We start from the raw sequence: 16072 nt of genomic DNA, 5'->3' as shown, positions 1-16072 counted from the left end.
TACTATAATGTTTAAATTAGCTAAATATCTTCAAACACAGATTTTACCTGCAATAATTAGTGTTCATATATGCATGTGCGACATGAAATCGCACTATTCTTACCACAACGTTTATATCAGTCAGATAGTATTATAAATATTATAACTTCTAGCACATTCACTAATTATTTGTATAGCCTTAGACATATACTCTCGTACTAACTCCATACAAGCTATAGTATAAGGTATTGTTGAGTTTGGATTAATATGATTCAATGCTATACTAATTGTCCTCTGACTTTCGCCTGCATCCCCCATACAACTTGCAAACGTCCTTCTTAGATCGTGTATTCTGAAATTTTTTATGCTTGCCTTTTCACAAATTATCTTCCATGCGGTATTTGGATGCGATAAGTGTCCGCTTTCGCTAGTAGAACTTGGTAGTACCCATTTACTTGTAGATATTAATTTCCTTGCTTGCAATATTTCCATTGCCTCATCTGTTAATGGTATATTTTGCGCCTTTCCGTTCTTAGTTTTTGGTATATGCCATATTTTTCTTTCAAAATCTATATTGTCCCATTCCATCTCTAACACATTACTTTTTCTAGCTCCAGTATATAACGCTAGTAATGCAAAATCTCTTATCAATGGACTTGCTTCTCCGCATAATACTTGTAAAAATCTACCCATTTCATCGTAACTTAGACGTCTCTCTCTTGCTTGCAGTTTATGCTGCTCTATCCCTAGAGTAGGATTGTTTTCTATTAATCCCCATTTTATTGCCTTATTAAATATAGTGCGTAAGGTTGCTAGCAATGCATTTGCTGTGGCATATTTTCCCTCTTTGCTGATATCATTGAATATTGGTTCAATATCACTCATTCGAATCTTGCTTATCTTTTTTTCATATAATGCTTGTGCATAAGTATGTACTCTGTCAGCATTCTCTTTCCAGTTTATAGTATATATTTTGGCATACTCTTCAATATACTTATAACACAGCTCTTTGAATGTAATATCGTTAGCTTTTCTTTCTCTTTCTTTTATACGATTCTCATTTTCTTCTATCTGTTGTTGATGTTTTACTGCTCTTGGATCTATTCCGTTCGCCATTAATGTCTTTAATTCTCTTGCTATTTTTCTAGCTTCTTTAATAGATAAATATGGAAATTCCACTATCCTTATTTTTAAACTCTGGTTTTTATATTTTTGTTCTAAAATCCATGTTTTTCTTACTATTCCTCCACAGACTGTACATGAGATTTTCAGTTTAAGTCCTATTATATCTGGATCGTGGATAATTAATAATTTTTCTCCCTTAGGAATTTTAATTTTACGTAGTGCTCGATTTATAAACTTTGATGATATTGAAGTCATAATCACCCCACATAATATTAATATTTATTATTAAAGTATTACGTTTAATTAAACAGATGATCTATATTATACTTTTTATTTGATAGCAAATTTTTATACTAATTTGTTCATAATACATATAACTTGAAAATCACTTATCAATCCTAGATTGTATATATTTTTCGATCATTAGATTAACCTCTAGATTGAAAACTGGCCCCCAATTTCCTAAATTTTCTGTCAACCTTTTGTCAACCTTTTGCTTTAATTTTTTTGTTATATTGACAAATATTGGAAATATATTTATAGTTAAAGTTGAAGCTTGATTAAAAATATTAATAAAAGTTAACACAAGTTAATAGTAGGTTCTATAAAGTATAGAAGTTAATAAAAATTAACTTTTCTTCTCCCTTATATTTGATCTACCTTTGCATTTTTACCTATAGCACATCTTATTGATTATAAGATGAAGCTTAAAGACTAAGAACCAGCCATAACTACTTTTACCAATTTTAGAAATTTTGTTAAAAACTCTATTGCTGGAGGTACGTTTATTATGACAAATTGCTAACTTTGTAGAATCGATGCAATATATACTTTTCAAAAAGCCTATCTGAACTCTAATAGTTAACATAAAAGAGGGATATAATCTAAGGGAGATAAGAATAAGGAAGGGGAATAATTGTTTGCTTAAGATAGTGGTTGATAACATTACGGAGCTGATTATAGGTATAAGGTTTTTCAATGAAGGCTACTACTCCCATGGAATAAAGCAGGTTTTTAGTTTCATAGGTTTGACTATAACCTGAAATAATAATAATAGGAATGCCATACATTTTTGTTACCGTATAAATTTCCTGCACAACTTGCTCTCCACTTTTTTCAGGCATTACCATATCAAGTAATACCAAAGAGTACTGTAATGGATTTTCCTTAATCAACTTAACAGCTTCAAAAGCATTATTAACTGGTTCTGGAGTATATTGTTCAGCATATATATCTAAAGATATCGCATCTAAAATATTTTGATCATCATCAACTATTAAAATGCTTTTATTAACTCTAATATGATTTTCAAGCTCCTTGAGAGAATTAATAGAGTTGCATTCATAACCAAATCCTTTTAATAATTTTGCTATTCTGTCTTTATATATTTTACCAAAAACCTCGCTTTTACTATAAACAGCTTTATTGAAGCCGCCTTCTGGCTGTCGTAATGGTAATCTAAAAGTAAATTTGCTTCCTCTATTATTAGGTCGATTTTCTGCCCAAATTTCACCATGATGTGCTAATATAATTTCTTTAGCAAGTGTTAGCCCTAACCCACGGCCACAAGCCTTAGATTTAGTTCTGCTACTTTCCTCAAATGGTACAAAGATTGCTTCTAGCTCATTTTCTGGTATTCCAACGCCTTCATCTTCAATTGATACTTCTACTCCAGATCTATATGGCTTTACTGTAATTAGAATCAAACCAGACTGAGAATATTGAATCGCATTTGAAATAAGATTCAGCATCACAGTTTTAATTCTGGTATGATCAAATTCAAACATTGTCTCAGCTTGAGGAACATAGTTTAAACTAATTATATGTTTTTCAGCTACATTTACTTTGTTGCACTCAGCAATTATTTCTTTTAGCATTAATTGAAAGTTATTGAGCTCTATGTCAAATATCATCTGCCCTTGTGCAAATTTTGATAAATCAAACAAATTATTGCTGTACGCTACTAATCTCTCGATACCAGAATTTGCTAATGTTACCATAGTTAATACTCTTTCTTTTTCTTTGAGAATCATCTGGGTATCTTTATAGTATTTTGGTAAAAATTTGCTTAGTAAATTAATAGTAGTGCGAACGACTGATAATGGTGACTTTATTTCATGACTTAAATTATTAAGTATATGTTTTTCAGTATTAAGAAGTATTTCCATTTTTTGGCTTTTAGTATTTAAACGCAGATTAAGAACATCAACATCATTTTTTAGCTCTAGCATAGATCTAGTGTTATCTACAAATTGATTTTGTCTTAATCTAATGAACAATAGTATAGCAGTCAATAATGCTAATGCCCATATGACATACATTCCTAAATTATTATCAACTTCATTATAATCAGCTAAGTAACCTCGCCAACTGGCTAATATGTTAAATACTCTAGCTCCAACTGGCACACCTAACAATATCATAAACAAAGCTGTATGCCATTGTAATAATATTCCTGCTACAACTAAGTTAGATATAAAACACATTAGTAATATTGGAGATGAACCACCAATCATAGTTAATAAAGTATTACTAAATACTAAAGTATAAAATATCGTAATATGCCAAATCAGACCTAAATATTTAGTTCGAAAATCTGCATTCCATTTATTATTATATAGCAAAGCCGTAGTCATCACTAACCCTAAAAGTATAACTGACACTTTTGTAACTAACCAAGCTGAGGCAATATTATGTTCTACCTGTCCACATAATGACATAACCATTAATGATGCTGCTGTAATAACGGAGTACTCAATATAATAATGCCTACCACGGAATGTTTCATTATTGCAGTAAGCGCAAATATTATCCCAGCTAAAACTATGAGATAAAGACTTAAAGAAGCTTGAAATAGAATTAATCTGTTGCTTGCGTTTTTCTTTAAGAACATTTAGTGGCCTACGATCACTAGGTCCAACCCATCCTCCTGGCTCCCCAAGACAGTAGTGCATTATCATCATTACAACAAAATTTGCTATAGTTGCTGGCATTAGATCACCTATTGGTAATGCTGCATTAAAAAATTTGTTCCAAATAAATGTAGTTGAGATTCCAGCAATCATACCTGATACTATAACTCTAGTGGTAGTTCTAAATCCTAAAATTGTAAACATTACTGGTATTCCTATTATTGGGCTATAAAAACTAGCTCCAAGGAATAATATATCTAATAAGGTTTTTTGTGATAGTGCCATATATAACCCTACTACTCCAATAACTACTGCAAATACTCTAACAGCTTTAAACTCTAATTTTGCATTATTTTGAAATAATCCTAAAGGCTTACACAAATCATTAACAAACATCACAGAAGCAGAGTTAATCCATGAATCAGCTGTTGACATAATCATTGCGGATATTCCAATTACTACTAATCCCTTAAATCCAGGATATGCATAACTATCTATTATATATGGTACTAAATTTATAGCACTTATATTCTGGTGTGATGATAGCAGTGTTAATCCTATAAATCCAACAAAAATGCAAAACGATAAATACATAGGTATCATAATTTTAAAAGCTTTAGCTGCTTGTGCTGTATTACGAGCTATTAAAACCCTATGAAATAAGGCTGGATTCATTTCAGGCAAAAAACAATAGAAAAACATTCCATAATATTTTAGTGTATTATGACTACTATAGTCTAACAATATTTTAGGATCAAATATAGGATTTGTTGTTAAAGTATTTACTATAGATTCCCAACTACCAAACATTCCCCAGATAAGTATTGCTAAAGTTGGAATAAATGCTCCAAAAGCCAGAGATTGAAAAACATCAGTAAATACTACAGCCCTAATTCCTCCAAAGGCTGAATATATAATAACTATCATACTACTAATTAGAGTAGCATATACACTATCTATTCCTAAAAAATGATTAAATATTGTAGAAAAAACTTTAATTTGCATAGCAATTCTTGTGGATGCTCTAATTATAGAACAAATAGCTGAAATTACTCTAACATGCGTACCATATAAATCTCCCATTACATCTGCTACAGATAACTTACCAAAAAATTCCTGCATTCTTGGAATTAAGATATAAGGATAACAAAGTAACCCTAATATTTGCCCTATAATACCAAGTACTGCAAGTATTCCAAGTGCATATGTCTCATGCAATATAAAATTAAAAGTACTGCCACCAATCCACGTAGCTATAAGAGTCGAAACAAGGGATGCTGTACTGAAATTTCTTCCACCAAGAGCATAATCTCTTGTAGACTTCACGTCTTTTCCATACCATAACCCTATAACTAGATTAGCTATCAAGAATAATCCTACTAAAATTATGTCTATATTTAATGCTGGCATTTAAAACTTACTCCTTTCCTATATTGCAATTGCAACTGTATAACTAACATTATGAGATATAATCAACTTGACGATGGTGCTTTATGATTTTCTTATCTTATATAAATCTTTTTTTAATTAATTATATCACTTATTAATTAATTAGTGATATAATATATTTGCATTGTCAATATCGTACTTTTAGTAGAAAAGTTTCTATAACTAAGATAAACAAGTTGTATAGATAGCTTTACTGATGCACAACATAACGAAGCAGCTCATTCAAAGACTGCAGAAGCGTAAAAATATTTCATTTAACTTAATTAGCAAGTATAGCTTATCCTGAAAGGAAGTTACACATTGTAAAATGAAAAATACTTCATCAAAAAAGTCGTTAAATAAGTGAGATACTTTGCGTATGTCATTTTTAACTTTAAACCAATAATGCTCAATTAGATTCAAATCTGGAGAATAAGTTCGAAGATATAATAATGTACATCCTACGGATTCTATTAGAGATTTAATCATAACTCTTTTATGAAAATTTATATTATCTAATATTACTGTTTGTCCAGGAGTTCAATCTTTGATCAGGATAGCTTGAACATAGGGCTCAAAAATACTTTTATTGCAATTACCATCAAATAAAAAAGGGGCAATAACTTTACCATTAGAAAGGCCAGCTATCATACTTACCATTCGTGTATGTTGATAAGTTTTTTCACCATAGCCCCGACTACATATAGAGCTAGATCCATAGTTAAGTTATGTATTATCTTCTATTCAAAACTCATCAATAAATACTATCTTGTCTCTTGGTATTGTCTTATCCTTTCTATGAACTCATTCCTTAACAACGCCAGTTTAGGATAAGAAAAAGCAGGGAAGGCATAATGTAAAAGGCTTACGAGAGATAATGCACAATTAAATTATGCGATATATTTAAATATAATTTCAATTAATAACAGTTTATTTATTGCTCATATTTCTACAAGTATTAGTTCATAATACTATACTTAATAACCCGAACATTGACCATTGTAACACTTGTATATATATCTCTTTCTAACTGTTTCTTATTCTAAATTTGCATGTGCAAACATGCGAGCAACAAATAAATGGCTATTAATTAAAACTATATTTAATATATCACATAATTATAATTGCACATTATCTCTTGTATACCTTTTGTATTATGCCTTCCCTGCTTTCTCTTATCCTAATCTGGCGTTAACATGCTGTTCTTTTTGAAGGATAAAAACTTTTTTATAGCTATAGCCAAGGTTTTTAATTGCCATTAGTATGCGCTATTTGAAATCTTTCGAGGCCATAAACTTGCTAATTTTTTGCTAGTTTTATCTGTATTACTTTGAAGTAATTTTTTAAAAGCCATTAGGTCAGTTACTCTATGAATATATCCTTTTTGATATTCTAATTTTGCTTTTATATTCCATTGTTTCTCTTTGTATTTTCTTCCAATCATATATTAGTTTCCTGCTTATTTTATTAAAATTTCTCTTTATAGCTCAACATTCTCTCTTTCTATATCTTTTATTCTATACCTTTCATACTTTTTCTTATCATAATCCTACTTAAATACTACTTACAGAAATCATTATACATTCTACAGAAGTTGATTGACTGACAATTTAATATTTATTATACTGCCGAAATTATTATGCTTGCGCCAGCAATATTATATTTGGTGAAATACTTTAATTCCTTCTTAACAAGAATTGCTATAAATATTCAGTATGTATAATAGTGCATTAGCTTCAGAATAAAAAATAGTATAACTAATCTATTAATACTTAAGTGTACTGCATATTGTTGTTAAAGTTTATAAAATATTGTTAGTTAATTAAGTTTTATAGGAAATAATATGCAGAATGATATAATGAAATATAATTTAACAATAGTCACTGTATTAATATTTATTACACAGTTAGCAGTTGATATTTATATACCTGGATTACCTAGAATAGCAAACGCATTTAACGTTCCAGAACATAAAGTAATGTGGACTGTAAGCTTAAATTTAATAGGATTATCACTATCAGGATTAGTATATGGCCCATTATCTGATGCAATAGGTCGTAAAAAAGCTTTATTATTAGGAACAACTATTTTTTGTGTTTCTAGTTTCTTTTGCATATACTCTAGATCTATTGAATTGGTTGCATTTTGGATACTTCTACAAGGTATTGGAGCAGGAGCGGCTATACCAGTAAGTTTTGCATCCATAAGCGACGTATACAAAGGCAATGAACAAGCAAAAATAATGTCACGTCTACACATGATAATGGCCTTTTCGCCGGTACTTGGCCCAGTAATTGGCAATAGAATATCTTCATATGATGATAGGTGGTATTTGCCAATAGCAGTTGTTCCTATGATTGCTTTTCCGGCTTTATTGTTATTGATAACTATATTTAAAGAAACTTTAACTGTAATAACTAAAAAATTTGATTTTAATAATCTTAAAGTTGGCTTTAAGAATGCGCTTGTTAACAAAAATTTTGTATGCTATTTGCTCATTCAATCTTTAACATTTTTGTGGTTATGGGCAGATTCAGTAATTTTACCTTTCATTTTTAAAGACATGAATATTCCAAGTAGATATTACGAGTACTATATTATAGCATGTATTGGGACTTTTATGATAGCTTCTATAATTAATCAAAAGTTAGTGATATTACATGGAGCAGAAAAAATGTTATTTTATGGAGTTATATTTGTATTATTTGGCGGCATATTATCAACCTTTAGCTTTACATACTTTGCTGCAAAGTTGCATATAGTTTTATTACTCAAACTAATAGCATCGTTTGGAATTGGATTTATTTTAGGTAATGCAGCAGCACTATCTGTGGCAACAATTACCAATTACGGAGCTGCAGTAGCACTGCTAAGTTCATCAGAAATGCTTTTTGGTTCATTAGGAGTAGAAATGGCAGGATATTTTTACCATGGAACAATATTACCAGTGCTATTATTCATAATAGCAACTTCATTAACTTCTTTATTGATTCTTAAATGGTATAGCATAATACGCAAAAGTAGTAGTTACACATTATTATAAAATGTAAAAGACAACATTAAAAAAAAGTCCTTAAATACCAGGTTCAATATAAGAAAGTTGACAATAATACAAATTAAAATCTTTTAATATATGATAATAACTTAATTGAAATATTATTGAACTATTACCATTATTGTAATAATTTTGATAGACTCATATTACACTTCCTTTATTTATTTTTGATATCTTTATAACAGTCAAATAGTATAATAAAAGAACTATCAAAATCATTGTTTTTTTAAATTTAAGTATAGTTATTGTTACATTAGCTTGTAAATTATGTTCATAAAATGAGTATTTTTTGCTTTTTTTAAAAAAATACCATAATATTTGCATAAATACTATAGTTCTGCAAAAATTGAAATAAGGAGAACAAATTATTTATGGATAAAAAAAATTTATTTAATCATCACTCTTCAGATGATAAAATAATAAATACTTCTCAGCAACATAACCAGCATGATAATCTATATCAACAATCAGAAAAAAATAATCATGCTGCTAATCTGCAAGATGTACAGCTCAGCGTTCACAGTTTTGTTGCCGATCATTTTAAAGAAACTGACATAAATAAATTGCGTGAACAGCATTCTACTGATCTTTTGCTACTAGATAAGTTAGTTGATCGTTTATTCTCTCAATTAGATGCAAATTCTAGTAGCCAAGCTTTTAGTTCTATAATTACAATGAGTCGTCAAAAAGCCGATGCGGAGCAGGGTATTATGCATTTTAGATATAATACTCCTCAACCTATATTAGGATCATCTAATACATCTAAAGTAATTGTAAGAGATTGCAGATTGCAAGGTATTTCAGAATCAGGAATACCAGTAGATAAAAAACCAGGAGAAATTCCAGAACATTGGTTAGCTGTAATAGCAAATCAAGCTAGAGCTTGCTTTGAATTTACTAACATGTACATAGATTCAAATTTAGCACCTCACGCTAAGGAGAAGATAGTTGAGTTGCTAAAGGAGTCTAAAGATCAAATAATGCAACAAAACATTACTGAAAAGAAACTAGAAAGTATATCTCGTCAATTTAATGAGCAATCTCTTAAAACTTTAAAAAAATACAATAATAGCGTTGTTGATGTATCCAAAAAGAATATTGCATTAATTAGGGATTATTGTAATTTTAACGACGAGCATGAACATGTTCTAACTATTGGCAGTAAAATTCATACTAGCAATAGCGCTGATAAGCAGCATCCAGTTATTGCTTCAATGATTGTTGCTCCATTATCTAAAGATATTCTTCAAGAGTGTTCCAAAATAGCTGAACTTAATAATCTGAAATCTAAATACCATAAAAATGTTTCAGATATTTATAAACCAATTTTAACTCAGAAACTGAAACAAGCTCCACTATGGTTTCAAGGTTTATCGACATTAGAGCAAGACCTAATTACAAAACACTTCGATAAAATTACTGATAATAAGCATATTCTTCCTACATCACTTCGTAATTTGCCAGGACTAAGAAATGCTTATGTTGAAGTTAGAGGAATAAGTGAGAATGGCAAGTTGGAAAATAGTCATTTAGAATGTCGTTCAGGTACACTAGCTCAATTTTTATACTCAGATGCAAATGAAGCTAAGCGCATAACTACTTCAAATTTTAAAAGAGTAGTTGAACTATCTGGTGACAAAAATCTAAATATTGAATGCCTAAATACAGAATTTAACCCCAAACAAGGTATATTCCATAATGTTATGGCTGCTATAATGGGTGAAGAAAGAAAGATCTGCAAACTCTTGCGTAAAGGTATTAAATCAGTAGAAGTTACCAAGCTTGGAAAAAGCCAAGCCACACTAAATATTACAGCTACCAACGGAGCCGCAAGATATCATAAAAATGAAGCATTGGATACAATAGCTGATAGATCTAGCTCTAATGCAACCCAAAATCAAATATCATGGCTTATGTGTAAAAGTGGTAAAGATCGTACCGGCATGGTAGCTACAAATAATTTCCTTCAACAGCTATGTAGTTCTACAAATCAAGATAGTTCTAAAATTGCTAATTCAGTAATGTTGTCTAATCATTCAGAATTTCTAGCTGGACATCATGGTAGTAGCAGAGGCGCAGCTGGATTGAAAGCAGGTGGAGTATTTACAGGGTTAAAAGAGCATATTCTGTCACGATATAAAAGTCGTATGACTCCTTCTGCTATAGCTGATACAAACTATATTAAATTTAATTCCTTTGGGCATAAAATTGCAAATAAGATAAGTAATATCAAAACTACTGTACTAAGTTCTATTAAAGCAATATCTAAATCTAATACTACTAAGTATAAACATGAACATCTCAATAATAATCGTGAAAATTCACAAGCTTCAGCACAGCAAATAAACTATAAGAATAATCTTAATCTCTATCAAGATATAAAGCTTGGCAATGCAGTAATATCTAATATACAAAACGGCAATATTAAAATGCATCAGACAAAAGATCAACAGCTTAATTTAAGTGCTATACCAACTTCACATAAGAAGAATAATAAGTCTAGGCTTATATAAAAATAATGTTTGCCTGAGTTAGTATTAAGTAATACATTGAAATATATTCTTATAAATATATGCAAACTATAAAAATTAACAAATGCTAGTTTTTAACTAGCATTTAATGCCATGCTTTTATATACAACAGCTCTAATATAGCAATAAAGTTAAAGAGTAACAAAAAACTACAAAATTTAATATTTACTTTTACGTGAGTCTATAATACTGTACTATTAGTAGCCAAATAATTAGTACTATTTCCATGATAGCTAAACTTAAAGGTATACTTGATTCAATAACTGATAGCTATTTAATAATTGATATTAATGGAGTAGGATATCAAGTGTATTCTTCAGGCAAAACTTTAATGAAGTTGATAAAAGAAGAAGGTAGCATTGTAAGCCTATTTATTGAAACTCATGTTCGAGAAGACAGAATTCACCTTTTTGGCTTTTTAGACAATACTGAAAAAGTAGCTTTTAATATGCTACAAAGCGTAAGTGGTATAGGAACAAAAATGGCATTACACATTCTATCTAATTTAACTCCACATCAGCTTCAAATAGCAATTAGTTCACAAAATAGGCATCAATTAAAAGCAATTTCAGGAGTTGGCCCTAAGTTGATTGATAGATTGATGATAGAATTAAGAGATAAGGTTGCTAATATTAATACCATAGCTAATAATACTAGTTTAGCTATTTTATCAACCGATAGTAATACACACGATAATATTTTATCAGATGCTATTACTGCTTTAATAGCTTTAGGTATCAGTAGAGCTGAAGCAACTCAAATACTGTCTGATATTTATGCATTATTTCCTAGTATATCAGTTAATGAATTAGTTAGAACCGCCTTGCAGCGAAGAGCTAAGTAATGAAAAATCAATTATTAGATGCTAAAGTAGCATCAGAAGAACAGGAGACAGTTTTACGACCTAGTTTGCTAAATGATTTTATTGGCCAAAATCAAATGAAGAGTAATTTGACAATCTTTATTACGTCTTCAATTGAAAGAGATGAATCATTGGATCATACACTATTACATGGTCCACCTGGATTAGGTAAAACTAGCATTGCTCAAATTATCGCAAAAGAAAAAAATGTTAATTTAAAATCTACAGCTGGACCAATATTGTCAAAAGCTGCTGATCTTGCTGCTATTTTAACTAATTTACAAAAAAATGATGTTTTATTCATTGATGAAATTCATCGTCTAAACATTCATGTTGAAGAAATATTATATTCCGCTATGGAAGATTTTTCGCTTGATATTATGATTGGTGAAGGCCCATCTGCTAGATCTGTAAAAATTTATTTACCCAAATTTACGTTAATAGGTGCTACAACTAGATTAGGACTTATCAGCAAACCATTATGTGACCGATTTGGTATTCACCTAAAGCTTAATTTTTATAGTTGTGAAGAACTAACTCAAATTGTTGAACGCGGAGCAAAAGTGTTAAACGTAGCTCTTGATACTAATGCTGCAATAGAGATTGCAAATCGTTCTCGTGGTACTCCAAGAATAGCATTACGCTTATTAAAGAGAGTACGAGATTTCGGAATTTATCAAAATATTAATCCATTAAATCAACAAATAACTGATTATGCTCTTAATCAGTTAGGAATTGATAAATTAGGATTAGATAGCAGCGATCATAAATATCTAAGATTTATTGCTGAAAATTATGATGGTGGACCAGTAGGTATTGATACTATTGCTGCTGCTTTATCAGAACAACGAGATACTATAGAAGAAATGATAGAACCTTACTTAATCCAAATTGGATTCGTACAACGAACTCAGCGCGGCAGAGTTATTACTGCTAATGCTCTTAAACATTTACATTAAATCACATTTAAATCTTGACTATAACACATGCTATGCAGTATAAAATAATAATAGCAAAATCTCTTAACATAGTCTAGAACTGCGTTATTTTATAATGTTAAGACTTTTCTTATATTTAAATCTATTTTTATACACTAATTTGGTTTTACAACTACATTAAGTTAAAAATTCAAACTAAAATATGCAGTATATAAAAAAAAATCATCCATACCATATTGTAGATCTAAGCATATGGCCGTTGGCAGTATCATTTTCCTTATTATTGTCAACTCTTGCGGCTGCAATGTTAATACATAACTACTATTATACCATTAGTAAAGTTGCTCTTGTAGTTGGAGTTGTATGCTTATTATACTCATTGTTTGGTTGGTGGTATGATGTTATTAAGGAAGCAATGCTTGAAAAGCAGCATACTAAAGAGGTTCAGCATTCTTTACGAATAGGTATGATCTTATTCATTCTATCAGAAATAGTTTTTTTTGTTTGTTTGTTCTGTTCATTCTTTTATAACAAGTTTTTTCCTGCTGGTATTTTAGAAGAAGTTTGGGTAGCGCATAAAGGAATATGGCCACCAGATGGAATTATAACTCCTAATCCTTGGACTATACCTCTGTTGAATACTATGATCTTATTATTATCAAGTACTACTGTTAGTTGCGCACACTATGCTATCATTGAAAACAATCAGGAAATTACTGTTAAAACTCTAGGTTATACAGTATTATTAGGTATATTTTTTATACTGATGCAAATTTTTGAATATATACATTTACCATTTAAGTTCACTGATGGAATATTTGCTTCAAACTTCTATATAATTACTGGAGCTCACGGTTTGCATGTAATTTTAGGAGTTCTATTCTTAGCAGTATGTTATTTTAGAGCTAAAAAAGGACATTTTATAAAACCTAATAATCATTTAAATTTTGAATTTGCTGTATGGTACTGGCACTTTGTTGATGTCGTATGGTTATTTCTTTTTATATTTGTTTATGTCTTAAGTTAGGTATATCAACAATTATTTCAGCTAAAAAATATATACCTTTAAATAACCTAAGTTTGATATAATGAGCATTCCAAAATGTAAAAAGAGTAAGTATTACAACTGTGTTTAACACTAAAAACGCTAAATTAGAATAATGGAAAATATGAAAAAAAGTTATACAAAGAGAGAATGTTGAGTTATAAAAAAATTTAAATAAAAAAGGAATAACACAACATGAAAAAGTATATTATAAAGTGTACTATTTATAATAGATAATTTTTGCAAGATTATATTAAGAGTTAAAAAAGAAAGAGATTAGTACCAAAGAAAATTGAACTTAAAGACACTTGAGCAATATGATGTGAAACTATATAGTCATTTACAATGAAGTTTGCGTATAAAATATCCTGTTAGTAAATCTTATGATGCTATTGTCGCTTTTTTATGCTCAAACACCTCATTGTAAATGACTATATAGCTTTGTGTTGCTACCATGCATTTTCAATAATTAATGGCCATTGCATTGGTCTGACTATCGCTAAATCAAATCTAACATCAAAATTACTATATTGCCTATTATAATAAAGGTATAGCTCAGCTGATTTCCTAATTTTAGTAATTTGCTGATGATTACATATAGTATTATCAAAATTTGATCTACGAGCTTTAACTTCAATAAAAACAATAACTTGACCTTTAGTGCATATAATATCGATTTCACCAGCACTATTACGCATTCTATGAGCCTATGAAAGAGTACAATCTAACACTGTATCTAGCAATTATTAACCATTCAGCTAATACTCCTAAATTGTAACTACTTATCATCAATACTCTTAGCTTTTTAAATTATTAGGCCTTGTATATAAGAAAGCACATTGTTAAGTGCAAATTTTAATGCTTATTACTGAAATTTTGTTGATTATCATACTCCTTGATCCAGTGATATGTAAAATACATTATCAACAAAAAGATTGTTGAAGTAGTCATAATATAAAAAGCTGGAGCAATATGTCCAAGTGTTGGACCATAATTATGTTTTATTGTTCCAGCTAACCAAGTTGTAATTGTTGGAGCAGTACCGCCAAATATAGCATTACCTAAGTTAAAACTAAAAGCTATACCAGTAAATCGTTGTTCAGGAGTAAATAATGAAATTATAAATATATAAGATACTCCTGAGACTCCTCCTGCAAGTATACCAAGACCTGTCAATCCTAAAAGTTGATGCCACATAATATCTGATGACATAAGAAAAAAAACTGCAACTGCCGCAATTACTGTAGCAGCAACTGAGCATATCATTACTTTAGTTCGACCATAAAAATCAGAAATAGCACCAGATATTGGCATGCAAATCATTAAAATACAAGAAGTATAAAACAAATAATATAAAGCGCTGCTATTATTAAAATGTAATATAGTTTTATAGAAAACATTAACACTCTTAACAAGATATACAATACTACTTGTTACTCCGCCAACACAGAAAGTTATCAACATTTTATGTTTAGCAGTTTTAATAACATGAATTAGTGGATATTTTAATATATTCCTCTTTTTGACTAATTCTAAAAACACTGGAGTTTCAGCAACTTTCACCCGTATATAGAGTCCTATTAACCCCAAAATACCACCTAGTAAAAATGCTATTCTCCAAGCATATGTAATATCAGAATAATAATTTTCAACTATTATTCCTACCAGAGCAGCTAGTAGCATCCCTGCAGTATTGGACCCATGTACCAACCCTGTAACTAATCCTGGTTTTAAATTATGTTGGTGTTCTAGAACAAAAATAGCTGTTCCTGCTCCCTCACCGCTTAAGCATAGCCCTTGCATTAACCGCAATAATGCTAGTGCAAGTGGTGCTAGATAGCCAATTTGGCTAAAAGTAGGAATTAATCCTATTAAAAAAGTAGGAATTGTCATGCCTAACATTGATATAACTAAAGATGTTTTTCTACCATACTTATCACCAATATAACCAAAAAATATTCCGCCTATAGGCCTAGCAAGAAAGCCTACAGCAAATAGAGATAAGGCTGAGATTACTTGTACAAATTCAGAACTTTTTGGAAAAAAGGCTTGTCCCAATTGTAATACAAAAATTGTATATAGCGTGTAGTCAAAATACTCTAATATATTTCCAAATATTGCTGCAAGAAAGATAAACCTATGCTTATTTTTATACATAAAACTTTAACCAAATTGTTAAACTATTATTTGTTGATCT

12 protein-coding genes and 1 pseudogene are annotated in these 16072 nt (G+C 29.9%); 5 read left to right on the top strand and 8 right to left on the bottom strand.

All coding sequences use genetic code 11. The features are described 5' to 3' along the window. Nucleotides 1-120: 120 nt before the first annotated feature. The 6 genes and pseudogenes from OTBS_RS07010 to OTBS_RS06990 form a co-directional block, all read right to left on the bottom strand. Nucleotides 121-1359, bottom strand: a complete 1239-nt coding sequence (locus OTBS_RS07010) for a tyrosine-type recombinase/integrase (RefSeq protein ID WP_080571797.1) — start codon at nucleotides 1357-1359, stop codon at nucleotides 121-123. Nucleotides 1360-1489: 130 nt separating this feature from the next. After that, nucleotides 1490-1690 carry a hypothetical protein gene (locus OTBS_RS07005; protein WP_011944470.1) on the bottom strand — a complete coding sequence of 67 codons (201 nt, stop codon included), beginning with the start codon at nucleotides 1688-1690 and terminating at the stop codon, nucleotides 1490-1492. 102 nt (nucleotides 1691-1792) lie between these two features. Next, a pseudogene (locus OTBS_RS12800) lies at nucleotides 1793-1972 on the bottom strand (transposase); the annotation flags it as partial. A gap of 16 nt (nucleotides 1973-1988) precedes the next feature. Next, nucleotides 1989-5426 (bottom strand): sodium:solute symporter family transporter, encoded by a 3438-nt coding sequence (locus OTBS_RS07000; protein WP_011944921.1) that lies wholly within the window; start codon nucleotides 5424-5426, stop codon nucleotides 1989-1991. A gap of 261 nt (nucleotides 5427-5687) precedes the next feature. Beyond that, nucleotides 5688-5966, bottom strand: coding sequence for a transposase (locus OTBS_RS18460; protein WP_410517967.1), 279 nt, complete (start codon nucleotides 5964-5966; stop codon nucleotides 5688-5690). A gap of 736 nt (nucleotides 5967-6702) precedes the next feature. Beyond that, nucleotides 6703-6888 carry a hypothetical protein gene (locus OTBS_RS06990; RefSeq protein WP_041621303.1) on the bottom strand — a complete coding sequence of 62 codons (186 nt, stop codon included), beginning with the start codon at nucleotides 6886-6888 and terminating at the stop codon, nucleotides 6703-6705. Between the two features lie 414 nt (nucleotides 6889-7302). On the opposite strand from OTBS_RS06990, the gene OTBS_RS06985 reads away from it, so the two are divergent. The 5 genes from OTBS_RS06985 (at nucleotide 7303) to OTBS_RS06960 (ending at nucleotide 13857) form a co-directional block, all read left to right on the top strand. Further along, complete coding sequence (locus tag OTBS_RS06985) at nucleotides 7303-8487, top strand: multidrug effflux MFS transporter (protein WP_232488966.1); 1185 nt, start codon at nucleotides 7303-7305, stop codon at nucleotides 8485-8487. Between the two features lie 383 nt (nucleotides 8488-8870). Further along, entirely contained in the window at nucleotides 8871-11012 is a 2142-nt protein-coding gene (locus OTBS_RS06975) for a hypothetical protein (RefSeq protein ID WP_011944919.1), read from the top strand. Between the two features lie 244 nt (nucleotides 11013-11256). Then, a complete protein-coding gene (gene ruvA / locus OTBS_RS06970; protein ID WP_011944918.1) occupies nucleotides 11257-11874 on the top strand; it encodes a Holliday junction branch migration protein RuvA in 618 nt (205 codons plus the stop codon). Next, nucleotides 11874-12851, top strand: a complete 978-nt coding sequence (gene ruvB, locus OTBS_RS06965) for a Holliday junction branch migration DNA helicase RuvB (protein WP_011944917.1) — start codon at nucleotides 11874-11876, stop codon at nucleotides 12849-12851. Before ruvA ends, ruvB begins: the two co-directional genes overlap by 1 nt. A gap of 181 nt (nucleotides 12852-13032) precedes the next feature. Then, the gene (locus tag OTBS_RS06960; RefSeq protein WP_011944916.1) at nucleotides 13033-13857 is read left to right on the top strand and encodes a cytochrome c oxidase subunit 3; all 825 of its coding nucleotides are present in this window, start codon (nucleotides 13033-13035) and stop codon (nucleotides 13855-13857) included. Nucleotides 13858-14324: 467 nt separating this feature from the next. Here OTBS_RS06960 and OTBS_RS06955 read toward each other — a convergent pair whose 3' ends face one another. Both OTBS_RS06955 and OTBS_RS06950 read right to left on the bottom strand, forming a co-directional pair. Further along, on the bottom strand, nucleotides 14325-14573 hold the full coding sequence (locus tag OTBS_RS06955; protein WP_011944915.1) for a YraN family protein: 249 nt from the start codon (nucleotides 14571-14573) through the stop codon (nucleotides 14325-14327). 157 nt (nucleotides 14574-14730) lie between these two features. Further along, a complete protein-coding gene (locus OTBS_RS06950; protein ID WP_011944914.1) occupies nucleotides 14731-16032 on the bottom strand; it encodes an MFS transporter in 1302 nt (433 codons plus the stop codon). Between the last annotated feature and the right edge of the window lie 40 nt (nucleotides 16033-16072).

The organism is Orientia tsutsugamushi str. Boryong (assembly GCF_000063545.1).
GTDB lineage: Bacteria > Pseudomonadota > Alphaproteobacteria > Rickettsiales > Rickettsiaceae > Orientia > Orientia tsutsugamushi_C.
Note: the sequence above shows the minus strand (reverse complement) of the source record. Positions and strands in the feature narration are given on the sequence as shown.

What these genes read in the sequence shown, in the direction of transcription:
- OTBS_RS07010 (WP_080571797.1), bottom strand. Translation starts at nt 1,359, where the DNA reads ATGACTTCAATATCATCAAAGTTTATAAATCGAGCACTACGTAAAATT.
- OTBS_RS07000 (WP_011944921.1), bottom strand. Translation starts at nt 5,426, where the DNA reads ATGCCAGCATTAAATATAGACATAATTTTAGTAGGATTATTCTTGATA.
- OTBS_RS06990 (WP_041621303.1), bottom strand. Translation starts at nt 6,888, where the DNA reads ATGATTGGAAGAAAATACAAAGAGAAACAATGGAATATAAAAGCAAAA.
- OTBS_RS06985 (WP_232488966.1), top strand. Translation starts at nt 7,303, where the DNA reads ATGAAATATAATTTAACAATAGTCACTGTATTAATATTTATTACACAG.
- OTBS_RS06975 (WP_011944919.1), top strand. Translation starts at nt 8,871, where the DNA reads ATGGATAAAAAAAATTTATTTAATCATCACTCTTCAGATGATAAAATA.
- ruvA (WP_011944918.1), top strand. Translation starts at nt 11,257, where the DNA reads ATGATAGCTAAACTTAAAGGTATACTTGATTCAATAACTGATAGCTAT.
- ruvB (WP_011944917.1), top strand. Translation starts at nt 11,874, where the DNA reads ATGAAAAATCAATTATTAGATGCTAAAGTAGCATCAGAAGAACAGGAG.
- OTBS_RS06960 (WP_011944916.1), top strand. Translation starts at nt 13,033, where the DNA reads ATGCAGTATATAAAAAAAAATCATCCATACCATATTGTAGATCTAAGC.
- OTBS_RS06955 (WP_011944915.1), bottom strand. Translation starts at nt 14,573, where the DNA reads ATGCGTAATAGTGCTGGTGAAATCGATATTATATGCACTAAAGGTCAA.
- OTBS_RS06950 (WP_011944914.1), bottom strand. Translation starts at nt 16,032, where the DNA reads ATGTATAAAAATAAGCATAGGTTTATCTTTCTTGCAGCAATATTTGGA.